Source organism: Kribbella sp. NPDC048837 (genome assembly GCF_055586945.1).
The window spans coordinates 513,082-535,793 of the sequence record NZ_JBVJHF010000005.1 but is presented as its reverse complement, the minus strand read 5'-3'; the positions used below and the strand labels follow the sequence as shown (position 1 = coordinate 535,793).

General features: G+C 70.0%; 22 protein-coding genes. 7 read left to right on the top strand and 15 right to left on the bottom strand.

Features of this window, described 5'->3' with window-relative positions; genetic code table 11:
• Positions 1–12: 12 nt before the first annotated feature.
• The 6 genes from ACZ6O0_RS25995 to ACZ6O0_RS25970 form a co-directional block, all read right to left on the bottom strand.
• Entirely contained in the window at positions 13–1,083 is a 1,071-nt protein-coding gene (locus ACZ6O0_RS25995; protein WP_465767577.1) for a DUF917 domain-containing protein, read from the bottom strand.
• 28 nt (positions 1,084–1,111) lie between these two features.
• On the bottom strand, positions 1,112–2,227 hold the full coding sequence (locus ACZ6O0_RS25990; RefSeq protein ID WP_465767576.1) for a DUF917 domain-containing protein: 1,116 nt from the start codon (positions 2,225–2,227) through the stop codon (positions 1,112–1,114).
• Positions 2,228–2,303: 76 nt separating this feature from the next.
• On the bottom strand, positions 2,304–3,380 hold the full coding sequence (locus tag ACZ6O0_RS25985; protein WP_465767575.1) for a DUF917 domain-containing protein: 1,077 nt from the start codon (positions 3,378–3,380) through the stop codon (positions 2,304–2,306).
• The gene (locus ACZ6O0_RS25980; protein WP_465767574.1) at positions 3,377–4,933 is read right to left on the bottom strand and encodes a hydantoinase/oxoprolinase N-terminal domain-containing protein; all 1,557 of its coding nucleotides are present in this window, start codon (positions 4,931–4,933) and stop codon (positions 3,377–3,379) included. Before ACZ6O0_RS25980 ends, ACZ6O0_RS25985 begins: the two co-directional genes overlap by 4 nt.
• Entirely contained in the window at positions 4,934–6,286 is a 1,353-nt protein-coding gene (locus tag ACZ6O0_RS25975) for a purine-cytosine permease family protein (protein WP_465767573.1), read from the bottom strand. It lies immediately after the preceding gene.
• 96 nt (positions 6,287–6,382) lie between these two features.
• Positions 6,383–6,691 (bottom strand): DUF2218 domain-containing protein, encoded by a 309-nt coding sequence (locus ACZ6O0_RS25970; protein ID WP_465767572.1) that lies wholly within the window; start codon positions 6,689–6,691, stop codon positions 6,383–6,385.
• A gap of 66 nt (positions 6,692–6,757) precedes the next feature.
• Here ACZ6O0_RS25970 and ACZ6O0_RS25965 point away from each other — a divergent pair, with 66 nt between their 5' ends.
• Positions 6,758–7,297, top strand: a complete 540-nt coding sequence (locus ACZ6O0_RS25965; protein WP_465767571.1) for a TetR/AcrR family transcriptional regulator — start codon at positions 6,758–6,760, stop codon at positions 7,295–7,297.
• Here ACZ6O0_RS25965 and ACZ6O0_RS25960 read toward each other — a convergent pair.
• From ACZ6O0_RS25960 to ACZ6O0_RS25940, 5 genes are all read right to left on the bottom strand, one after another.
• The gene (locus ACZ6O0_RS25960) at positions 7,280–9,352 is read right to left on the bottom strand and encodes a copper-translocating P-type ATPase (protein ID WP_465767570.1); all 2,073 of its coding nucleotides are present in this window, start codon (positions 9,350–9,352) and stop codon (positions 7,280–7,282) included. The genes ACZ6O0_RS25965 and ACZ6O0_RS25960 overlap by 18 nt on opposite strands.
• Before the next feature lie 91 nt (positions 9,353–9,443).
• Positions 9,444–11,024: an ABC-F family ATP-binding cassette domain-containing protein gene (locus tag ACZ6O0_RS25955; protein ID WP_465767569.1), complete on the bottom strand. Its 1,581-nt coding sequence runs from the start codon at positions 11,022–11,024 to the stop codon at positions 9,444–9,446.
• Between the two features lie 151 nt (positions 11,025–11,175).
• Positions 11,176–11,385: a DUF6343 family protein gene (locus tag ACZ6O0_RS25950; protein WP_465767568.1), complete on the bottom strand. Its 210-nt coding sequence runs from the start codon at positions 11,383–11,385 to the stop codon at positions 11,176–11,178.
• Entirely contained in the window at positions 11,382–12,053 is a 672-nt protein-coding gene (locus ACZ6O0_RS25945) for a FadR/GntR family transcriptional regulator (RefSeq protein WP_465767567.1), read from the bottom strand. Before ACZ6O0_RS25945 ends, ACZ6O0_RS25950 begins: the two co-directional genes overlap by 4 nt.
• A gap of 33 nt (positions 12,054–12,086) precedes the next feature.
• Positions 12,087–13,118 carry a helix-turn-helix transcriptional regulator gene (locus tag ACZ6O0_RS25940; RefSeq protein ID WP_465767566.1) on the bottom strand — a complete coding sequence of 344 codons (1,032 nt, stop codon included), beginning with the start codon at positions 13,116–13,118 and terminating at the stop codon, positions 12,087–12,089.
• Between the two features lie 72 nt (positions 13,119–13,190).
• On the opposite strand from ACZ6O0_RS25940, the gene ACZ6O0_RS25935 reads away from it, so the two are divergent.
• The 5 genes from ACZ6O0_RS25935 to ACZ6O0_RS25915 all read left to right on the top strand — a co-directional run bounded on the left by ACZ6O0_RS25935 (position 13,191) and on the right by ACZ6O0_RS25915 (position 19,049).
• On the top strand, positions 13,191–13,496 hold the full coding sequence (locus ACZ6O0_RS25935; RefSeq protein ID WP_465767565.1) for a hypothetical protein: 306 nt from the start codon (positions 13,191–13,193) through the stop codon (positions 13,494–13,496).
• The gene (locus tag ACZ6O0_RS25930; protein WP_465767564.1) at positions 13,493–13,903 is read left to right on the top strand and encodes a DUF3052 domain-containing protein; all 411 of its coding nucleotides are present in this window, start codon (positions 13,493–13,495) and stop codon (positions 13,901–13,903) included. The genes ACZ6O0_RS25935 and ACZ6O0_RS25930 overlap by 4 nt, the downstream gene beginning before the upstream one ends.
• Before the next feature lie 426 nt (positions 13,904–14,329).
• Positions 14,330–18,142 (top strand): multifunctional oxoglutarate decarboxylase/oxoglutarate dehydrogenase thiamine pyrophosphate-binding subunit/dihydrolipoyllysine-residue succinyltransferase subunit, encoded by a 3,813-nt coding sequence (locus ACZ6O0_RS25925; protein WP_465767563.1) that lies wholly within the window; start codon positions 14,330–14,332, stop codon positions 18,140–18,142.
• A 1-nt stretch (position 18,143) separates the two neighbouring features.
• The gene (locus tag ACZ6O0_RS25920; protein ID WP_360365326.1) at positions 18,144–18,320 is read left to right on the top strand and encodes a DUF6104 family protein; all 177 of its coding nucleotides are present in this window, start codon (positions 18,144–18,146) and stop codon (positions 18,318–18,320) included.
• Between the two features lie 9 nt (positions 18,321–18,329).
• Positions 18,330–19,049 carry an AAA family ATPase gene (locus ACZ6O0_RS25915; protein ID WP_465767562.1) on the top strand — a complete coding sequence of 240 codons (720 nt, stop codon included), beginning with the start codon at positions 18,330–18,332 and terminating at the stop codon, positions 19,047–19,049.
• Here the strand turns inward: ACZ6O0_RS25915 and ACZ6O0_RS25910 are convergent.
• The gene (locus tag ACZ6O0_RS25910) at positions 19,046–19,402 is read right to left on the bottom strand and encodes an ArsR/SmtB family transcription factor (RefSeq protein WP_465767561.1); all 357 of its coding nucleotides are present in this window, start codon (positions 19,400–19,402) and stop codon (positions 19,046–19,048) included. The two genes, ACZ6O0_RS25915 and ACZ6O0_RS25910, sit on opposite strands and share 4 nt — an antisense overlap.
• A gap of 114 nt (positions 19,403–19,516) precedes the next feature.
• Here ACZ6O0_RS25910 and ACZ6O0_RS25905 point away from each other — a divergent pair, with 114 nt between their 5' ends.
• Positions 19,517–20,752, top strand: a complete 1,236-nt coding sequence (locus tag ACZ6O0_RS25905) for a sodium:proton exchanger (RefSeq protein WP_465767560.1) — start codon at positions 19,517–19,519, stop codon at positions 20,750–20,752.
• Between the two features lie 5 nt (positions 20,753–20,757).
• On the opposite strand, the gene ACZ6O0_RS25900 is transcribed toward ACZ6O0_RS25905, so the two are convergent.
• From ACZ6O0_RS25900 to ACZ6O0_RS25890, 3 genes are all read right to left on the bottom strand, one after another.
• Positions 20,758–21,060 carry a WhiB family transcriptional regulator gene (locus ACZ6O0_RS25900; protein WP_465767559.1) on the bottom strand — a complete coding sequence of 101 codons (303 nt, stop codon included), beginning with the start codon at positions 21,058–21,060 and terminating at the stop codon, positions 20,758–20,760.
• Between the two features lie 158 nt (positions 21,061–21,218).
• On the bottom strand, positions 21,219–21,725 hold the full coding sequence (locus ACZ6O0_RS25895) for a GNAT family N-acetyltransferase (RefSeq protein ID WP_465767558.1): 507 nt from the start codon (positions 21,723–21,725) through the stop codon (positions 21,219–21,221).
• 1 nt (position 21,726) lies between these two features.
• Positions 21,727–22,695: a zinc-binding dehydrogenase gene (locus tag ACZ6O0_RS25890; protein ID WP_465767557.1), complete on the bottom strand. Its 969-nt coding sequence runs from the start codon at positions 22,693–22,695 to the stop codon at positions 21,727–21,729.
• Positions 22,696–22,712: the final 17 nt, after the last annotated feature.

Genomic DNA, 22,712 nt, shown 5'->3' with positions numbered 1-22,712 from the left:
GCGAAGGCGCAATCACGAGGCCTCCAGGAGATGTGGCTCGCACGTGAGGCCGAAGGCACGTGGACCGACGTACTGGATCCGATCGTCGCGCCGCCACCACTCCGGTCCGGGTAGCGCAAGTACGAGGACCTCGTCGCCGGTGCGGATCACCTCGACCGCGATGGGCTGCAAGGTCCTGCGATCCAGCACGCACACGAGGTCCGGCGTACTGACGACCGGCTCTCCGTCGACCATGGCGAGCAGGTACTCGTTCTCGGTCTCGATCCGCAACACCGCCCGGCTCGCTGAGTCGACCACACAGACACTGCCCCGGCCGAAGGCTGCACCGCCGTCAGCGATCGCGTGCCGCGCGACCTCCTCGACCCGACCGCCTCCCAGGAGCCGTCCACCCAGCGCAGCCGCCACCGTCTTCGGCGCAGCCCCGAGCTCCAGGCCGGCATGCGCGCGTCCGAGCGCCAGAGCCCGAGTCAGACTGCCACTGACCGCATCCGAGGTGGCAGCGTCGACCGGAGTCGGCGCTAGCGCCAAGATGGCCCAGCCACCTGTGTGGGCGACGAAGCTCCGGACAGCGCGCTCCAGACCGGTCGCGTCCACGTGATCCACCACGATCACCTGCCCGCTCGGTTCACTGAGCGCGCAAGGCGTCAGCGACCGCCCGGCCGCCGCCCAGGAGAACTGATCGAGCCGTGGCATCGCCCGGCCCATCAGATCGGCGTCGACGAACGGCAGTCCGAGGTCCAGCGCGGCGATGAGCGGACTGAGCCCGTTGAGCCCACCCGCCTCGAGGGACATCAGCCCGGTGACCGCCTGGCCGGTCCACCGGCTGACCGCCCGTACGGCGGCGTCGAACTCACCGCCGCTGGGCAGTTTCTCCGCCAGCACACTCGTCGCACCCACCACGCCGATCGGGCTCAGGTACGCACCCGGCACGTCCGAAGCGTCCCGCAGTACCAACTCGCCCGCGCCCAGCCGGCGGCGCAGCATCCGCCCGAACGCGCCGGTGTCGCCGCCACCACCGGACCCCAGCAGCGTGACGCCGACGACCAGCGCCCCGAGGTCCTGCTCCCGGATGACCGTCGTCATGGCCCGATCCTGACAGGTCGAGACCCGTTCAGCGGGTGATCGCGGGACTTTCGGTCCGTCGTTCGACCGGGCTGAAGTCGACGTCGAGGCCGAAGCAGGCGGGACCGAAGACCGCCAGGGCCTCGGGGGTGCGCATCAGGTCGGGGGTGGAGATGCCGACCACGGTGACCCGCTGGCCGTAGCGGAGGCCCTCGGTGGTGATCGGTTCCGCGGTGTCCGCCTCGAGTACGCAGATCAGGTCGGGCACCGTGCACACCACGTCGCCGTCGACCACCGCGACCAGGTTCTCGTTCTGGAAGCGCAGTTCCAGCTCCGAGGTCCCGTCGTACGCCGTGAACCGGGCCCGGCCGCGCGCGAAACCCTCGACGGTACGGCGTTCCACGTCGACGACCTTGCCGCGGAAGAGCACGCGCAGGTGGTTGTACAACGTCGGCGCGAGCGCGGCCCGGATCGCCTCGATCGGGTCCTCGTGCGCCGACCGCGCCTCGCGGACCGCCCGCCCGAGCGACAGACCCAGGGACAGCGTGCGCGGTACGGCGGTGCGCTTCACCTCGGCGCCCGTCATCGAGTACTCCGCGATGTGCGCGACGCCGCCGAGCCGGATCGTGATCCCGCGCGCCAGCCACTCCATCTGCCGGTTGTCGGCGCCCGTGTCGATGACCACGGTCTCGTCGTGCTCCCCCGCGATCGCCATCGGCGACCCGGGCACGCCGTACACCGAGAAGGTCTCCATCTGCAGCTCGGGGAACGCGCGGCCCATGCCGTCGGCGTCGACCACCGGCAGGCCGGTCCGGGCGGCGACGAGCAGCGGGATCATCGAGTTGATGCCGCCGCACTCGATCGGCATGGTCGCGTCCGCGGTCCGGCCGAGGTGGCGCTCGAGGGCACGCAACGCCCCGACCGGCTCGCTGCCCCGCGGGATCTTCTCCACGATGACCGTCGGCGCACCCATCTGGGCGGTCGGGATGACGAACGCGTCGTCGTCCAGCTCGTCCGGGTCCAGCACCGTCACCGGGCCGTACTCGCGGATCGCCTGCTCGACCAGCAACCGCCCGATCAGCGGATCACCGCCGCCACCCGTCCCGAGGATCGCGGCGCCCCGCGCGAGATCCCTCAGGTGCTCGATCCCGAGTTCCCAGCTCATACCCGTCCTCGCTTCGCTCCGGGCGCGCATGAGGCACGGATCGCGCTGTGCTTTTTGATGCCCTCGCTTCGCTCGGTCATACGGTCTCCAGGGCGCGGATCGGGTCGAGGTCGTAGCCGAAGTACCGCGGGCCGACCAGGGCGATGCCTTCCGGTGAATGCCAGCGTTCGTCGGCGGGCGCGGCCAGCACGCTGACGCGGTGGCCGTAGCGCAACGCCTCGGTGGTGATGGGCTCACCGGACTCGGTGTCCAGAACGATGATCAGATCCGGGGTCGTCGCGACCGCGGCTCCGTCCAGTTCGGCGACCAGGTGCTCGTTCTGGAACCGCAGCACCAGCAGCCGCCCGTGTGAGGCGTCCAGCCCGTCGATCGCGGCGTCCCCGCGAGCGAAGCCGGTCGTCGTACGGCGTTGCACGTCGACGACCTTGCCGACGTGCAGCAGCCGTCCGCCGAGCCGATCCACCACGGCCGCGACCGGATCGGCGTGTGCCTGCCGGGCGAGCTCGATCGCCTGACCGATGGCGAGGCACTGGCTGAGTGTGCCGGGGACGAACGACGCCCGGACCTCGGCGCCGGTCATCGCGTAGAGCGAGACGATCGCCGAGCAGCCCATGTCGACCGTCGCCGATCGCGCCAGCCGTTCGGCCCACGGGTTGTCGATGGTGTCGAAGACGCCGCGGTTGCCCTTCTCGTCGACGATCGACATCGGGGTCGCGTCGATGCCGGCCAGCGTCGGCAGCACCATCTGCAGTTCGGGGAACGCGCGGCCCATGCCGTCGCCGTCCACCAACGGCAGGCCGAGCTGCGCGGCCGCGATCACCGGGACCGTCGAGTTGACGCCGCCGGCCTCGATACAGGCGATGTGCGTCGGGGTCTTGCCGACGTACCTGGCCAGCGTCTGGACCGCGACCGAGATCTGGTCCGCCGACGGCAGCTTCTCCACCATCACGGTCGGCGCGCCCATCATGGCCACCGGAAGCACACACGCGTCGTCGGGAAGGTCGCCGACGGCAACGATCTCCACCGGCCCGTGCTCCCGCAACGCCTGCTGCGCGAGCAGCCGCCCGATATGCGGATCCCCGCCCCCACCGGTCCCGAGTACGGCGGCACCCCGCGCCAGCGCCGGCAGATCGCCGGCGGACAGCGTGCTCATGACTGCCCCAGCCTCAGGTCGCCGACCGCCTTGCAGCGGATCCGGGTCGCGTTGCCGGGCAGGTACGGGATCGGGACCTCGTCGAAGTCGACGATCCGGACCTGCGCCGGATCGGCGCCCGCCGCAACAGCCCGGTCGACCGCCTCCTGGCGCGCTTCGTCCACCACCGCGTCCCGGCGACCGGGATCGATCGCGTAGACCCGGTCGACCTCGCCGCCGACCTGGGCGATGGCCGCGCCGATCGCGTTCGCCACCGCGAAGTGATCCGGCCGGTGCACCGCGAGGCTCCCCGGCAGATCGTCCGGCAGCAGGATCGACCCACCGCCGACGGCCACCACCGGCAGCGGATCGGGTGAGGTCCGCATCCGCTCGACCGCGTCCGCGATGTCGGCCGCCACTCGCGCCAGCGCCGCCTCCACCATGGTCGGGTCGAGATCGGCGACCGCGGCCACGTCACCCACCTCGGCGCGGCCGGCCGCCACCGCGATATCCGTCGCGGTGAGCGTCGTACCACCGAAGACCAGTGCCTGCTCGGTCAGCCGGTAGCCGACCGACTGCGGGCCCACCGTCACCAGGTCGTTGCCCTCAGCCACCAAACTGCCACCGCCGATGCCGATGCTCAGCACGTCGGGCATCCGGAAGTTGGTCCGGACCCCGGCCACGTCCACCTCGGTGGTCGCCTCCCGCGGGAAGCCGTGCGTGAGTACGCCGACATCGCTCGTCGTACCGCCGACGTCGACCACCGCACAGGTGTCCAGGCCGGACAGCAGGGCCGCGCCGCGCATCGAGTTGGTCGGGCCGGACGCGAACGTGGCGACCGGGTAGCGGCGGGCGAAGTCGACGTCCATCAGGGTGCCGTCGTTCTGGCTGAGGTACAGCGGTGCGGCGATGCCGTGCCCGGCGACCGCGCCGGCCAGGCCGTCGACGATGCTCGCGGCCAGTTCGCGCAGGGCCGCGTTGATGATGGTCGCGTTCTCCCGTTCGAGCAGGCCGATCCGGCCGATCTCGTGCGACAACGAGATCGCCACGTCGTCGCCCAGCTCGGACCGCAGGATCTCGGCCGCCCGCAGCTCGAACTCGTTGCTCACCGGCGAGAACACCGAGGAGATCGCCACCGACCGGACGCCGTGCGCGACCATGTCGGCGGCGTGCCGGCGCAGCTCGTCCTCGTCCAGCTCGGCGATGTGCCGTCCGTCGAACTCGTGCCCGCCGTGGGCCAGGTAGCTCCGCCCGCTGATCGCCTCGACGAGCCGCTCCGGCCAGTCCACCAGCGGCGGCAGCGACGCCGTCGCGGGCAGCCCGAGCCGCAGGGCCGCGGTCGGGGCGAGGCGGCGGGCCTCGACCAGGGCGTTGATGAAGTGCGTGGTGCCGATCATCACCGCCTGGATCTGGCCCGGGTCGAAGGACCGCTCGGCCTGCAACCGATCGAGGGTGTCGATGATGCCCGCGGTGACGTCCGCACTGGTGGCCGACTTGTTGGCGGCCAGCACAGCGGTGCCGTCCAGCAGCACGGCGTCGGTGTTGGTACCACCGACATCGATGCCGATACGCATTCAGATCCTCCCGGGTTGAGCAACGGCAGTCACGCCGGTCGGCGCACTCTCCATGGTGCGACTCGTCCCGACGCCGCGGATCAGGCCGAGCCGGCCGGCCACGACGTACGCCGCGAAGCCGACGACGAGCGAGTTGATACTGGGCAGACCCCAGGCGACGTACTTGCCGATCAGGGCGGCGCCGATCCAGATCACGATCGTGGCCGGCACCCAGGTCGGCGCGGTCGCGGGCAACGTGCCCTCGGCCCGGGTCGCGTCCAGCTCGGGACGCCAGCGCTTCACCACGAAGTACTCCGCCACCATGATCCCGGCGATCGGCGGGAACGCCACGCCGAGCACGATCAGGAAGTCGGTGAACTTGTCCAGGATCCCGCCGGCCGCGAGCACACTGCCGGCGATGCCGACCACGAGCGTGACCACGGCCCGGTTGACGTGCCGGCCGAAGACGGTGCCGATGAAGTTCACCACGCCGAGGCCAGAGCTGTAGAGGTTCCAGTCGTTGATCTTCAACGTGCCCAGGATGATCACCAGCGTGCCGACCCAGCCGACCGACGAGGTGACGATGGTGATCACGTTCGCCGAGCCGACGGCGTGGGCGAGCAGGACGCCGCACAGTCCGATCACGTACTCGCCGAGGGTGATCCCGAGCACGGTCTGCTTGACCACGTCCCCGACCGTCCGGTTGAAGCGGGTCATGTCCGGGGTGATCACCGCACCGACGATGAATCCGCCGGCGACCAGCGTCGTACCCTCCAGCAGGCTCAGGTGCGGACCGGGCGGTGCTGCGTTGACCAGCGCGCTGACACTGTGGTCGGACAGTTCACTGATGATCGACCAGCCGACCAGGATCAGGAACGCCGGCACCGTCACATAGGCGACCCAGGCCATCGAGTGGAACCCGCGGAGCACGACCAGCGTGACGGCGAGACCGAAGACGAGCGACCAGCCCCACGTCGGGAGTACGCCGACCAGCTGGCTCAGACCGGCCGCGGACACCGCGGACTGGATCCCGAACCACCCGATCAGGCTGATCCCGATCGCCAGCCCGATCAGCGACGACCCGGCCTGGCCGAACCCGGTCCAGCGAGCGATCACCGACGTCTGCAGGCCTTCCCGCGCACCGATGATGCCGATCAGGATCGCCACCAGCTCGAGGACCACCGCGCCGAGCGTGAGCGCCCAGAACGCCGACCAGAAGCTCATGCCGAACCCGAGCGTCGCCCCGAGCAGGAACTGGCTGAGCGCCGAGATCTGCCCGAAGCGTTGCGTCGCGACAGACCACCAGGAATAACGGGCGCTCTCGGGAACCCGAGCGAGCGCGTAGTCGTCCGTACCAACAGATGAACCGGCCATCGGAGCCTCCAGTCCTGGGGATTCCACCGAACGTACGGCGCTCGCCCGGCCGGATCACCGTCCATCGTGCACACCCCGGGCGCCCCGACTGTGCAATCAGCCCATTTCGGCCGCCGGCTGCCACTCGACCCGCAGGCCGTCCCGTCGGCCGATCTGCTCGATCCGGCTCGCCACGTGCGCGCTCGTCTCCCGCAAGTGGTCCGCGTCCGCCGCCTCGACCCGGAGCACCAGCGCATCCTCGAGCGCACGGATCGACCAGGTCGCCTCACCGAGGTCGATGACCAGCTCACCAGGAGAACTGGACAGCACCTTCATCCCGCCCGGCTGATGCCCGAAGTGGCTGCTGAGCTGCTCGACGTACCGCGCCGCGCGATCGGTCCCGACGCGCGCCTCCACCATCGCCATCCGAAAACTCCTTTTTCGATACATAGTGTCTCGAACAACGACGATCTGTCCAGGTACTCTGATCCCGTGCCGAAGTTGTGGGACGACACCATCGCGTCGCATCGCCAGGCGGTCCGGGCGGCGGTGCTCGACGCGGCCGCCGCGCTGGTGGCCGAGCGCGGGCTGACCGGCGTCACGATGTCGGAGGTCGCGAAGCGGACCGGGCTCGGTCGGGCGACGCTCTACAAGTACTTCCCGGACGTCGACTCGATCCTGGTCGCGTGGCACGAGCGCCAGGTCGGCGATCATCTCCAGCAACTCGCGGACACGTGGGAGCGGACCGGCAGTCTCGAAGCGGTCCTGGAGGCCTACGCCTTCATCTGCCACGATCATCCGACCGCGGAGCCGGCCGCGTCCCTGCATAGGTCCGAGCACGTCACCCTGGCCCGCGCACACCTGATCGACTTCCTCGCGGACCTCCTGACCGACGTCCGCGACGACATCCCCCCGAAGGAGCTGGCGGCGTACTGCGTCCACGCCCTGACCGCGGCCGGCGCCGTACCGTCGAAAGCGGCGGTACGGCGCTTGGTCACGGTCACGCTGGCCGGATTACAGCCGAGCGGGTGACAGGTCGAGCCGTCGGAGCAGTTGCGCGTTGAGGGCGACCACGATCGTCGAGATCGACATCAGGACGGCGCCGACCGCCGGGGACACGACAACTCCGGCGAAGGCGAGGACGCCCGCGGCCAGGGGGACCGTGATGACGTTGTAGCCGGTGGCCCAGCCCAGGTTCTGCCACATCTTGCGGTAGCTGGCGCGCGAGAGAGCGATCACCGAGAGGACAGCTCGCGGGTCGTCGGCGGCCAGGACGACGCCGGCGGATTCGATCGCGACGTCGGTCCCCGCGCCGATGGCGATACCGACCTCGGCGCGAGCCAGGGCGGGTGCGTCGTTGACGCCGTCGCCGACCATGGCGACCTTCAGCCCGCGGGCCTGGAGTTCGGCGACCTTCGCGTCCTTGTCCTGCGGCAGGACCTCGGCGAAGACCTCGTCGATCCCCAGCTCCTGCGCGACCGCGTCCGCGACCTGGTGCGCGTCACCGGTGATCATCGCGACCTTCACACCCCGCCGGTGCAGCGAATCGACCGCCTGCTTGGACTCCTCACGGACCGCGTCCTCCAACGCGATCGCCCCGGCCACCTGTCCATCCCGGACCACATGCAGCACCGCGGCCCCACGGGCCTTCCAGGCTTCGACCTCCGCTTCCAGCTCCGCCGGCTCGAGTACGCCGTACTCCCGCAGCAGCGCCGGCCCGCCGACGGCAACCGGTGAACCGTCCACGACCGCCTGGACGCCGCGCCCGGTGAGCGACCGGAACTCCGAGGCCACCACACCACGCCCGCGACCGGCCGGCACGCGATCGGCATGCGCCCGGACGATCGCCTTGGCCAGCGGGTGCTCGCTGTCGGCCTCGACCGCGGCGGCCAGCTCCAGCAGCTCCTCGTCGGAGATCGATCCGACCGTGGCGACTCCGGTGACCGCCGGCTCGCCCTTGGTCAGGGTGCCGGTCTTGTCGAACAGCACCACGTCGATCGTGCGCATCCGCTCCAGCGCCAGCCGGTCCTTCACCAGGACGCCGGCCTTCGCGGCGCGTTCGGTCGAGATCGCGATCACCAGCGGGATGGCCAGTCCGAGCGCATGCGGGCAGGCGATCACCAGCACGGTCACGGTCCGCGTCACGGCCTCGTCGACCTCGCCCAGCAGCGCCCACACCACGAACGTGATCAGCCCGGCGACCGACGCGAAGTAGAAGAGGAACGCCGCCGCCCGGTCGGCCAGCGCCTGCGCGCGGGACGAGGACGCCTGCGCCTCGGCCACCAGCCGCTGGATCCCGGCCAGCGCGGTGTCGTCGCCGACAGCGGTGACCTCGACCCGCAGAGCGTTGTCGGTGGCAACGGTCCCGGCGACCACCGGGTCCCCGACGGCCCGCGCCACCGGTCGCGACTCACCGGTGATCATCGACTCGTCGACCTCGGCCGCCCCTTCGACCACGGTCCCGTCCGCGGGCACGCGCCCACCCGAACGAACCAGTACGACGTCACCCGCCTGCAACTCGTGCAGCGACACCTCGACCACGCCGTCGTCGGTCACCTTCTCGGCCGAGTCGGGGAGCAACGCGGCCAGCGCGTCGAGTGCACCCGACGCGGCGCCGAGCGCACGCATCTCCAGCCAGTGCCCGAGCAGCATGATCACGATCAGCAGCGCGAGCTCCCACCAGAAGTCCAGGTCGAACCCGCCGATGCCGAGCGTCGTCACCCAGGACGCCACGAATGCGACGGTGATCGCCATCGAGATCAGCAGCATCATCCCGGGCCGGCGAGACCTGAGCTCGGCCCAGCCGCCGGTCAGGAACGGGCGTCCGCCGTACGCGAAGATCACCGTGCCGAGCACGGGCGCGATCAGGCCGGAACCGGGGAACTCCGGCGGCGTGTAGCCGAGCAGGTCGGCGAACATCTCACTGAAGAAGACCACCGGCACCGCCAGCGCCAGGCTGACCCAGAACCGGTCCTTGAACTGCGCCGCGTGATCCGCGTGCCCGTGCTCGTGTCCACCGTGCGCATGTCCACTGTGCTCATGCCCACTGTGCTCGTGTCCACCGTGCTCGTGCTCATGCTCGTTCATGGTTCTCAACATACCCCCTAGGGGTATCAAAAGCCAAGCACGAGAAAGCCCCGCCATCCCAACCGGGATGACGGGGCCTGGGCACCACGGACTACAGCGGCTCGATCTCCGTCAGCGTCTCCGGGGTCAGCTCGACCCAGCGGGTGATGCCGATCTCGCGCAGGAACGGCACGTCGTGGCTGGCGATCAGCAGCGCACCGCTGTACGACGACAGGGCATCCTTCAGTTGCGCCACGCTGGCCAGGTCGAGGTTGTTGGTCGGCTCGTCCAGCATCAGCAACTGCGGTGGCGGCTCGGCCAGGAGCAGCGCGGCGAGCGTGGCCCGGAACCGTTCCCCGCCGGAGAGCGTGCTGACCAGCTGATCGGCCGCCCGCCCGCGGAACAGGAAGCGGGCCAGCCGCGACCGCCGCTCCTGGTTCTCCGTGCTCGGTGCCAGCAGCGCCAGGTTGTCCACGATCGACAGGTCGTCGCGGAGCAGATCGAGCCGCTGCGGTAGATACCGGAACGGCACCACCGGCAGCGAACCATCCGTGATCGACTGCAGCAGCGTCGTCTTGCCCGCGCCGTTCGGCCCGGTCAACGCGATCCGCTCCGGCCCCCGGATCTCCAGGTCGACGTGCGCCCCGGTCCGCAGGACGTGGTCCTCCAACCGCAGCACGATCCGGCCCGCGGGCACGGCAGTCTTCGGCAGATCGACCCGGATCGTGTCGTCGTCGTGGACCATCGCCTCCGCATCGGCCAGTGCCTCCTGCGCCGACTCGAGCCGCTCGCTCTGCATGCCGAGATGCTTGCCCGCCGACACCTGCGCGGACCGTTTCAGCCCGCCCGCGATGATCTTCGGGATGCCGCCCTGCTCGAACGCCCGCTGCCCACGGGCCCGGCGCTGGTCCATCTTCATCCGCGCCTCGACCAGGTCGCGCTTCTGCTTGCGGACGTCCGCCTCGGCCGCGCGCATCATCCGCTCGGCGGCCTCCTGCTCCACGGCGACGGCCTCCTCGTAGGCGGTCAGGTTGCCGCCGTACCAGGTGACGTCGCCCTTGCGCAGATCGCCGATCTGGTCGACCCGGTCCAGCAACTCCCGGTCGTGGCTGACGATCAGCAACGCACCACGGAACTGGTCGACGGCGTCGTACAGGTGCCGCCGCGCCCGCAGGTCGAGGTTGTTGGTCGGCTCGTCGAGCAGCAGGACGTCGGGACGCCGCAGCAACTCGGCGGCCAGGCCGAGCAGGATCGTCTCGCCGCCGGACAGCTCGCCGACGTTGCGGTCGAGGCCGATCGCGCCGAGCCCGAGCTTGCCGAGCAGGGCCTCGGCGCGTTCGTCGACGTCCCACTCGTCGCCGACGATCGCGAAGTTCTCCTCCGAGGCGTCACCGGACTCGATCGCGACGATCGCCCGGCGGACGGCCTCGATGCCGAGCGCCTGGTCGACCCGCAGCGACGTGTCGAGGGTCAGGTCCTGCGGCAGGTACCCGAGCTCGCCGGACACCCGGATCGCCCCACGCTGCGGGGTGAGCCGGCCGGCGATCAGCCGCAGCAGCGTCGACTTGCCGGTGCCGTTGCGGCCGACGAGGCCGGACCGCACCGGGCCGGCGACGAAGGTGAGCCCGTCGAACAGCACGTCGCCGTCCGGCCAGGCGAAGTAGAGGTCCGTACAGGACAGGGAAAAGCTCATAGGCGTGCACTCCAGATGAGGTCTCGGACGAGACCGCACACCGCGACGGGTGGCGATCGATCGGCTGCGGAGAAGACCTCGGAGTTACAACGCGGACCCCTGACGTCGGGAATGGGACGTCACCCAGGGTAGGTCGCCCTCCCGGCCCGGTTCAACCCTTTTCCTGACGCTTGCGCCAGGCAACGATCACCAGATCGACCAGTGCGACCACCGCGAGCGCCCCGAACGCGATCACCCATCCAACCGGCAGGTCGTAGACGGCCGACAGCACCGCCGCCGCGATCCACAGGAGCACACCGAAGACCGCGAGCACCAGCCGCAGTGTCAGGGCACTGCGCGGAGGCGGCGGCTGATCGGTCACGGGGCCTTGCGGAGCCAGGTCTCGACGCCGGCGATGTGGGCGGTCATCCAGGCGCGGGCCGCCTCGGCGTCGCCGATCTCGATCGCGTCCAGGATCGCGGCGTGCTCGGACAGCGTCCGCTCGACCGCGCCGGCCTGGGTGACGCCGCGCCAGATCCGCGCCCGCTGGGTCGCGCCGGAGATGCCGTCGAGCAGCGAGCACACGACCTGGTTCCCGGTCGCCTCCGCGATCGCGCGATGGAACCGCAGGTCGTTGGCGACCAGGTCCTCGACCGGCGAGTCCGCGGTGAGATCGCTGCAGAGGAGCCGCAGCTCGATCACCTGCTCCTGGCTGATCCGGACCGCGGCCAGCGCGGCGACCCCCGGCTCGAGCAGCCGCCGGACCTCGAAGAACTGCAGCACCGAGTCGTCGCGATGCAGGTCGACCATGAAGTTCAGCGCGTCCAGCAGGTGCGCCGAGTCGAGGCTGGTGACGTACGTACCGTCGCCGTGTTTGACGTCCAGCACGTTCACCAGCGTCAGCGCCTTGACCGCCTCGCGCAGCGAGTTCCGCGACAGGCCGAGCCGTGCCGCGAGGTCCGCCTCCTTCGGCAGCCGATCCCCTGGACCCAGTTCCCCCGAGGTGATCATCCCTTTGATCTTGACGATCGCCTCATCCGTCAACGCCATCCAGCAAGTATGCCGCCGCGGCCCCGGTTCCCGTCAGCCCGTTCCGGCCACTCGGGCGAGCAAGGCACCGCGGGTCGCGGTCCCGGTCTTGGCCAGCACGGCCTTCACGTGATCGTTGACGGTGTGCTCGGACAGCACCAACCGCTCCGCCAGCCGCCGCGAATCGGCACCGGTGGCCAGCTCCGCCAGCACCTCCCGCTCCCGCGGACTCAACCCGTGCGCCAGCCCGAACACCTCCAACCGCTCCGCCGGCGTCGACTCCTCGATGCTGACCGCGATCTCCGTCCCGGCCCGCGCCGCGCGCAGGGTGACCCATCTTCCGGCCGCGAGATGGACCCGCGACCACGCCGGCCCGACCGGCATCCCGGCCTCCTCGGCGATCAACGCGGCCGCGAGGTTGTACGCCGCCGCCGGGATCGCCATCATCACGGACGGATCGTCCGGCGGGTTGAGGCGATCGAGCGCCTCCCGGGCCGCCGCCGTACGGACCTGGACCGTCAGCTCCGGATCGAGCACGACGATCGCCGGCCCGGCTGGTGCGACCCGTGGAGCCGCCAGGAAGGTCCGGGCCTGCGCGCGCCGCAGACCTGAGGTCACTGCAGGCACAAGCGATGCGACGAGGTCCTGCTCGGCCCGGGTGAACGGCTCCGCGGGTGTCAACCGCCACAGGTCCAGCCAAGCCCAGCACCCGAACCGATCCCGGCACACCACGGTCAGTACGTCGACCACCCCGAGGTCCCGCTGCACTTCCCACCAGGCAGGCGAGCTCGCGAGATCGCCATCAGTTGCCGAACACAAGGACCGCACCGGCACCCCGGCCTCGATCAGGTCGGTCCACCGGGTCCCCTGACTCAGGTACCGCCACCGCACCAGCCGCGGGAGCTCACTCCACGACAACCCCGGTACGTCGGCCAAGGGCGACGTACCCACTCGCGAGACCGGATCGGTCAGCACCCAGACATGCCCGTCGAAGGCCACCGATCGGCGCACCTCGGCCAGCACCCGCTCGCGCAGAGCCTTGGCATCGAGGCCGCCGGAACACAGTCGCTCGACCCGATCCAGCACACCGCGAGCGTACGACGAAGATCCCCAGGATCGGGGATGGGAACGGCCGGCCGGGCCGCCCACGCTGAACCCATGATCACACTGCATGTAGAGAACACAGTCGCCGACTACGACGCCTGGAAGGCCGCGTTCGACCGGTACGACCGGGCTCGCCAGGAACACAACGTCCTCGCCTACCGGATCAGCCGACCGGCCGGCGACCCGGGAACCGTCTACATCGACCTCGACTTCGAGAGCCGCGCCGACGCGAACGGATTCGCCGAGATGCTGGAGCGGATCCGGCAGACGCCGCTCTCCCGGTCCGTCGCCACCACCCACACTCCGCAACTGCGCGAGCTGATCGAGCACCACACCCGGGAGCTAGCATCCGGGGCATGACCGCGACACCGGGCTACTCGGGCAAGCCGCTCGCCGCCAAGCTCGGGATCAAGCCGGAGTACGCCGTACTCCTGGACAACGCGCCGGCCGGCTTCGCCATCGAGGGCCTGCCGGCCGGTACGCCGGTGGCCCGCCGGGCCGGACGTACGCCGTACGACGTCGTGCTGGCGTTCTGCCCGGACCGGGCCCGGCTGACCGGCCGCCTGCCCGTCCTGCTCGAGAAGACGACCACGGCCGGGATGATCTGGATCGCCTGGCCGAAGCGTTCGTCCGGCGTACCGACCGACCTGGACGAGAACGGGATCCGCGAGCTGGCGCTGCCGCTCGGGGTGGTCGACGTGAAGGTGTGCGCGATCGACGCCACCTGGTCAGGCCTCAAGCTGGTCCGGCGGCTGAGCAACCGGTAGAGACCAATCACCGCCAACTGGACTGATCCACGGCGTGACGTTGACCACATTCCTGCACAGTCCTGATCGTCACCGCCGGCGAGTGGGCAACTGCATACAGTGGGCATCCACGCTCAAACCCTCTACTCAGCGTCACCGCGGCAGGCGGCGAAATCCCACCTCTGCAAGGGGTCCCGCAGTTCCGTCGACCCCTCACCAGGTCACCGGACGGTGAGAGACCGGCCAGTGAGCTGAAACACCTGCCTGCACAGTGTTTCAGGCCTCGATCGATCAAGTCCGGAGGGCCTGACCACCCGATGCACTGGTCCGGTGGTCCCGGGCTGTGGAAGTGCTCGGCGTGCTATTAGCCTTTGCATGGGACACCACCCATAACATCAGGAATAACAACCGCGGTACCGGACCCGATCGGAAGAGGCGAACTGCCCAGTGGCCACCGAGCCATCAGACACCAATCCCCTAGCAGCCTTCGGTGCGAACGAATGGCTGGTCGACGAGCTGTACGAGAAGTACCAGCAGGACCCGAATTCGGTGGATCCGGCGTGGCTCGCCTACTTCAACAGCGACAGTTTCAAGACCTCTCAGCCAGGTGACGCGAAGCCGGTGACGACCACCCCGGCCGACGCTCCCCGGCCCGATCCGGTGTCCGAGAACAAGACTCCCGAGGCGCCGAGCCGCGGCACGGCAGCGTCCGCGCCCGCCTCGAGCCAGCCCGCCGCCGCTGCCGCGGCTGCCGCACCACCGCCGGCCGCTGCGCAGGCCGCCGCACCGCAGAACCAACCCGCAGCGAAAGCGGCGCCGGCCTCCACCAGCGCCGCCCCGACCGGAGGCACGGTGAACCAGCCGCCCAGCGCCCAGCCCAAGCCCGCTCCCGCCGGCGCGGAGACCGAGCGGCAGATCCTGCGCGGCGCGCCCGCGCGGACGGCGCAGAACATGGAGACCAGCCTCACGGTCCCCACCGCGACCAGCGTCCGGCAGGTTCCGGTCAAGCTGCTGATCGACAACCGCATCGTCATCAACAACCACCTCAAGCGCGCCCGCGGCGGCAAGGTCTCCTTCACCCACCTGATCGGCTGGGCGCTGGTGAAGGCACTGAAGACGCTGCCGGAGATGAACGCGTCGTACGACGAGACCGACGGCAAGCCGACGCACGTGCAGCCGGCCCACATCAACCTCGGCCTGGCCATCGACATGCAGAAGCCGGACGGCACCCGGCAGCTGCTGGTGCCGTCGATCAAGGCCGCCGAGACGATGACGTTCGCCGAGTTCTGGATGGCCTACGAGGACATCGTCCGCCGGGCCCGGGACAACAAGCTGGCGCTGCCCGACTTCCAGGGCACCACGATCAGCCTGACCAACCCCGGCACCATCGGCACCCAGCACTCGGTGCCGCGGCTGATGACCGGCCAGGGCTGCATCATCGGCGTCGGCGCGATGGAGTACCCGCCGGAGTACCAGGGCGCGGCCGACGAGACGATGGCCAAGCTCGCGGTCAGCAAGGTGATGACGCTGACCTCGACGTACGACCACCGGATCATCCAGGGCGCCCAGTCGGGTGAGTACCTGCGCCGCCTGCACCAGCTGCTGCTCGGCCAGGAGGGCTTCTACGACGAGATCTTCCAGTCGCTGCGGATCCCGTACGAGCCGATCCGCTGGGCCGCCGACCTCCCGCACAGCCACGAGGAGGACATCAGCAAGCAGGCCCGGATCCTCGAGCTGATCCACGCGTTCCGGGTGCGCGGCCACATCATGGCCGACACCGACCCGCTGGAGTACAAGCAGCGCAGCCACCCCGACCTGGACGTGGCCACCCACGGCCTGACGCTGTGGGACCTGGACCGCGAGTTCGCCACCGGCTCGTTCGGCGGCGACCGGCGGTTCATGAAGCTGCGCGAGATCCTCGGCATCCTGCGCGACTCCTACTGCCGCACCACCGGCATCGAGTACATGCACATCCAGGACCCCGAGCAGCGCAAGTGGCTGCAGGAGCGGGTCGAGCGGCCGCACACCAAGCCGCCGCGCGAGGAGCAGCTGCGGATCCTGGCCAAGCTGAACGAGGCCGAGGCGTTCGAGACCTTCCTGCAGACCAAGTACGTCGGCCAGCGCCGGTTCTCCCTCGAGGGTGCGGAGACCACCATCCCGCTGCTCGACGAGCTCTGCGAGGAGGCGGCCGGCGCCGGGCTGGAAGAGGTCGCGATCGGCATGGCGCACCGCGGCCGGCTGAACGTGCTGGCCAACATCGTCGGCAAGTCGTACGGCCAGATCTTCCGCGAGTTCGAGGGCAACATCGACCCGCGGACCGTCCAGGGCTCCGGTGACGTCAAGTACCACCTGGGCGCTGAGGGTGAATTCGTCTCCGAGTTCGGCGACAAGATCAAGGTCTCGGTGGCGGCGAACCCCTCCCACCTGGAGACCGTCGACCCGGTGCTGGAGGGCATCGTCCGGGCCAAGCAGGACCTCCTGGACCGCGGCGCCGCGTTCCCGGTGCTGCCGGTGCTCGTACACGGTGACGCGGCCTTCGCCGGCCAGGGCGTGGTGGCGGAGACGCTGAACCTGTCCCAGCTGCGCGGCTACCGCACCGGCGGCACGATCCACGTGATCGTGAACAACCAGGTCGGCTTCACCACCTCCCCGGCCTCGTCCCGCTCGTCGATGTACTCCACCGACGTGGCCCGGATGGTGCAGGCGCCGATCTTCCACGTCAACGGCGACGACCCCGAGGCGTGCATCCGGGTCGCCGACCTGGCCTTCGAGTACCGGCAGGCGTTCAACAAGGACGTCGTCATCGACCTGGTCTGCTACCGCCGCCGCGGTCACAACGAGGGTGACGACCCGAGCTTCACCCAGCCGCTGATGTACGACCTGATCGAGCAGAAGCGGTCGGTCCGCAAGCTCTACACCGAGGCCCTGATCGGTCGTGGCGACATCACGATCGAAGAGGCCGAGCAGGCCATGGTGGACTTCCAGCACCGGCTCGAGCGGGTCTTCGCCGAGGTCCGCGAGGCGAAGAGCCAGCCGGACACCCCGGCGCCGTACGTGACCGCCCCGGTCTACCCGGACAAGCCGGACGGCCCGGACGCGACCGCGACCACGCCCGAGGTGCTGAAGAAGATCGCCGACGCGCATACCACGCTGCCGGAAGGCTTCACCGTGCACCCGAAGGTGATGCCGCAGCTGCAGCGCCGGGCGCACGCGATCACCGAGGGCCCGATCGACTGGGCCAGCGCGGAGATCACCGCGTTCGGCTCGCTGCTGCTGGCCGGGCGTCCGGTCCGGCTGGCCGGCCAGGACAGCCGCCGGGGCACGTTCGTCCAGCGGTTCGCCGCGGTCATCGACCGGGTCAACGGCCAGGACTACGTCCCGCTGCAGAACCTGGACGAGAACCAGGCGAACTTCTACGTCTACGACTCGCTGCTCAGCGAGTACGCCGCCCTCGGCTTCGAGTACGGGTACTCCGTGGCCCGGCCGGAGGCACTGACGCTGTGGGAGGCGCAGTTCGGCGACTTCGTCAACGGCGCGCAGTCGATCATCGACGAGTACATCTCGTCCGGTGAGGCGAAGTGGGGCCAGAAGTCCGGTGTCGTGCTGCTCCTGCCGCACGGCTACGAGGGCCAGGGCCCGGACCACACCTCGGCCCGGATCGAGCGTTTCCTCGCGCTGTGCGCGGAGAATGCGATGACGGTGGCGCAGCCGTCGACTCCGGCGTCGTACTTCCACCTCCTCCGCCGGCACACGCTCGGCGAGGAGCACACCCCGATGATCGTCTTCACACCGAAGCAGCTGCTGCGGCGCAAGGAGGCCGTGTCGCAGCCGGAGGCGCTGACCCACGGCACCTTCCGGCCGGTGATCGGCGATGCCGAGGCCGAGGCGAACCCGGGCACCGTCGAGCGAGTCGTGCTGGCATCCGGCCGGATCGTCTACGACCTGCTGGCCGAGCGGAAGAAGGCGGAGCCGGACAAGATCAGCACCGCGATCCTGCGGGTCGAGCAGCTCTACCCGCTGCCGTCGGAGGAGGTCGTCGCGGAGCTGGCCAAGTTCCCGAACGCGACCGAGGTCCGCTGGGTGCAGGACGAGCCGGCGAACCAGGGCCCGTGGCCGTTCATGGCGCTGAACCTGACCGAGCACCTCGGCGGCAAGCCGTTCTACCGGGTCTCCCGGCCGGCCATGGCCGCCCCGGCGGTCGGCTCGCACGGCGTCCACGGCACCGAGCAGGCCACGCTGCTGAAGCAGGCCTTCAGCTGACGTGTACTTCACCGACCGAGGGATCGAGGAACTCGAGGGCCGGCGTGGCGAGGAAGACGTCACGCTGGCCTGGGTCGCCGAACGCCTGCGCGAGTTCGTCGACCTGAACCCCGACTTCGAAACCCCCATCGAACGCTTCGCCACCTGGCTGGCCCGCCTCGACGACGAAGACGACTAACCTGAGCGAATGCCCTTCGCCGATCATCCAGTACGCCGGGTGACCGCGGCGGAGGGCATTCGTCCGTCCGGCCGCTGGCCCACACCATCCCCCGCCGTCCGCCAACTGCTGACCGACGGCCTGGACCTCGACCCCGGCGTCACCTTCCTGGTCGGCGAGAACGGCACCGGCAAGTCCACCCTCGTCGAAGCGATCGCCGTAGCCTTCGGTCTCTCCCCCGAAGGCGGCTCCACCGGAGCCCGCCTGACCACCCGGGCCACGGAGTCGTCGCTGGCCGACGACCTCCTCCTGACCCGGGGCGTCGGCGCCAAACGCGCCGGGTTCTTCCTGCGCGCCGAGACGATGCACAGCTTCTACACCTACCTGGAGCAGAACCCCGGCGCGCGGCCCGAGCCTGTCTTCCATGAGATGAGCCACGGGGAGGGCTTCCTCAGCATCATCAACGATCGCTTCACCCGGCAGGGCTTCTACTGCCTGGACGAGCCCGAGTCGGCACTGTCGTTCTCCAGCAGCCTTGCGGTGGTCGGCGTACTCAGCGATCTGGCCGCGGCCGGGTCACAGGTGCTGTGTGCGACGCACTCCCCCGTGATCGCGGCGCTTCCGGGCGCGACGATCCTCGAGGTCGGTGAGTGGGGCATCCGCAGGACCACCTGGGACGACCTGACGCTGGTGCGGAACTGGAAGGCGTATCTGGAGGCACCCGCGAGGTACTTGCGGCACGTGCTCTAGCTGGTGTGGGGCGGTCTGGTGCGGCGGGGTGGGTCGGGGGCGAGGGTGCCGTCGGGGGCGATGTGTTCGAAGATCTGGTCGACGAGGTTGAGGACGTGCGGGTCGTCGACGGTGTAGATGTGGCGGCGGCCCTCGCGGCGGGCGGTGATGATGCCGGCCAGCCGGAGTTTGCCGAGGTGCTGGCTGGCGGTGGCGATACTCACGCCCACCCGGTCGGCCAGCGTGCCGACGTCGTACTCGCCCTGGGCCGCCAGCGAGACCAGATGCAGCCGCACCGGGGCGGACAGCATCGCGAAGGTGCCGGCGGCGGAGTCCAGCTGCGCCTTCGTGGGTTCGGGAAACGGTGTCGTCATCGCGCAGTCATTGTGACCGGTGGACCGGTCCGCGGACAGCCCGCCGTGCCGTGGTGAGCACGGTCTCACACTTTCGCAATTGCGAAAGTATCAAAACGATGGCAGGCTGGAACCATGTTCCGAGCTCTCCGCCCCGTCCTGGTGCTGCTCGTGGTGGCGATCCCCGCGGTCGTCCTCCGGCTCACCGGAACGCATCCGCCGGCCCTGGCGTCGATGCTGATCTTCGGTCTCGCCGTCGTCGCCGCGTCCTTCGTGCTGGCCTGGGCCGCCGAAGCCGCCGAGGTGGACATCTCCGGCGGCCTGGCGATCGCCCTGCTGGCGGTCATCGCCGTGCTCCCGGAGTACGCCGTGGACCTCTACTTCGCGCACACCGCCGGCTCGAACCCGGACTACGTGCAGTACGCCGCAGCGAACATGACCGGCTCGAACCGGCTGCTCCTCGGCCTCGGCTGGTCCAGCGTCGTCCTGGTCAGCCTGTACGTCGCCTCCCGGCGGAGCGGCCGCTCGGTGAAGGCGCTCGTCCTCGAGACCGGCTACCGCCGCGAGCTCGGCTTCCTGGCGATCGCCGGCGTGGTCGCCTTCATCATCCCGGTGACCGGCGAGATCCACCTGCTGCTGGGCATCCTGCTGCTCGCCTTCTTCGCGTACTACCTCTACCGCGCGGCCGTGTCCGAGCACGACGACGAGCCGGACCTGATCGGGCCGGCCGCGACGATCGGCGGCCTGCCGACGGTCCAGCGGCGGATCACCGTGATCGGGATGTTCCTGGTCGCGGCGGGCGTGATCCTGGCGTCGGCGGAGCCGTTCGCGGACTCACTCGTCGCGGGTGGGCGGGCGCTCGGGATCGACCAGTTCCTGCTGGTCCAGTGGCTCGCGCCGCTGGCCTCGGAAGCGCCGGAGTTCATCGTCGCGCTGCTGTTCGCCTGGCGCGGTAAGGGCGCGGCCGCGCTCGGCCTGCTGATCTCGGCCAAGGTGAACCAGTGGACCCTGCTGATCGGCAGCCTCCCGATCGCGTACGGCATCGGCGGTGGACCGATCGCCCTGCACCTCGACGGCCGGCAGATCGAGGAATTCCTGCTGACCGCGACGCAGACGCTGCTCGGGATCGCCGTTCTGCTCAGTCTCCGCTTCCCGCGCTGGGCGGCCTGGACGCTGGCGGGTCTGTTCGCGGTCCAGTTCGCCGTACCGGGTCAGACCGGGCGGTACGTGCTGAGCGGGATCTACCTGGTGCTGGCGATCATCGCGGTCGTCCACAACCGGCAGCACCTCATTCCAACGTTGACGTCGCCGCTCCGGCGGACCGGGAAGCCCGCCGACGCGGAGCGCGCCGACGAGCTCGTCAACGTCTGAGCGACCTAGCTGGCCTGCTGCTCCTCGACCATCGGGGCGGGCGTACGGCGGCGCTCCTGCGGGCCGGGGCGGCCGCGGCGGCGTCCGTAGAGGAACTTCTCACCGGCCGCCGTGCCGGTGAACTTGGTCCGGCGGGCCCACTCGCGGCACTCCTCGATCACCGGGCACGACGTCAGGCACAGAGCCTGCGCCTTGCGCTGCTCCCACTGGCTGGCCGTCTCGTCGTACGCCGGCGCCTGGCCGACACAGGCGGCCTTGGTCATCCAGCGGTCGGCGGGGTCGGCGATCACCGTCAAGGTCGGCCTCATGGGCACTCCTGCTCCTCATCGATCGATCGGGCGGATCGAACCCGCGGGGGTGTCTCGCGGTAGGACCAGACTGGACCGCTCTCGTTGCCCGGGTGCGACGCGCATGTTTCAGCCATGAAACGTCGCACGCCGTGAGTGTCACAGGAGTGCCGCTGGCACTACCGGCGGACCATCCGCAGCTCGGTGACGTCGAAGAACGGCTCGTCGGCGACCGTGCCGTCGGCGACGAAACCCTTGTGGCGGTAGAACGCCTGCGCCCGCTCGTTCCCGTCCAGCACCCAGAGGCTGGCCGGCTGGTTGCCGATGGCAACCTCCATCAGGCGGCTGCCGAGGCCGGTGCCCCACCAGGCCTTCCGGGTGTAGATCGCCTGCACCTCGAGCGGGACCGGTGCGTCCTCGTCCTGGGTGGGCCGGATCGCGACGAACCCGACGACCCGATCGCGCATCGGGGCGCCGGGATCCGGGTTCAGGGCGACCCAGCGCGGCCGGCCCTCCTCGGCCGCGGTCGTCCACCGCTCGATCCGGGTATCGATGTCAGCGGTCCGCTCGGCCAGCTTCACCGGGTCCACGAGGCCGGCGTACGCCTCCAGCCAGCACTGCAGGTGACACCAAGCGCCGGCCTCGGCATCCTCGACCCCAGCCGGCCTGATTTCTGGCTTCTCCACGTCAGATAGTAAAGACAATCTTGCCGAAGACGTCGCCTTCGTTCATCTTGGTGAAGCCCTTGCGGGCGTCTGCCAGGGGCAGGACCGAGTCGATGTGCGGGGAGATGCCGGCGTTCGCCATGAACTGGACGAGTTCGGCGAGCTCGGCGCGGGTGCCCATCGTGGAGCCCTGGACCCGCAGCTGCAGGAAGAAGATCCGGTTCAGCTCGGCCGACTTCGGTGCCTGGCCGCTGGTCGCGCCGGAGATCACCAGGGTGCCGCCCTGCTTGAGCGACTTCAGCGAGTGCGACCAGGTGGCCTGGCCGACGGTCTCCATCACGGCGTCGACCCGCTCTGGCAACCGCGCCCCGGACTCGAACACGTCGTGCGCGCCGATCTCCAGCGCCTTGGCCCGCTTCGCCTCGTCCCGGCTGGTCGCCCAGACCCGGATCCCCGCGGCCCGCGCCAGCGTGATCAGCGCGGTCGCCACACCACCGCCCGCGCCCTGCACGAGCGCGGTGTCGCCCGGCTTGAGACCGGACTGCGTGAACAGCATCCGGTACGCCGTCAGCCACGCGGTCGGCAGGCACGCGGCCTGCTCGAAGCTCAACCCGGCCGGCTTCGGTACGACGTTCCGCGCCGGTACGGCGACTTTCTCCGCCAGCGTGCCCTGGTAGCGCTCGCTCAGCAGCGACCGCTTCGGGTCCAGCGTCTCGTCGCCCTTCCAGGCCGGGTCCGAGATCACCGCGTGCACGACGACCTCGTTCCCGTCGGGGTCGACGCCGGCCGCGTCACAGCCGAGGATCATCGGCAGACTCTGCTCGGCCAGGCCGACGCCCTTCAGCGACCAGAGGTCGTGATGGTTGAGGGCTGTCGCCCGTACGTCGATCGTCACCCAGCCGTCGGGCACCGTCGGGTCGGGCCGCTCCCCCACCTCCAGCGCGGCGATCGGGTTCTCGGCGTCGAACTTGGCGGCATAGGCAGCAAGCATGCGAACCACCTTAGGCC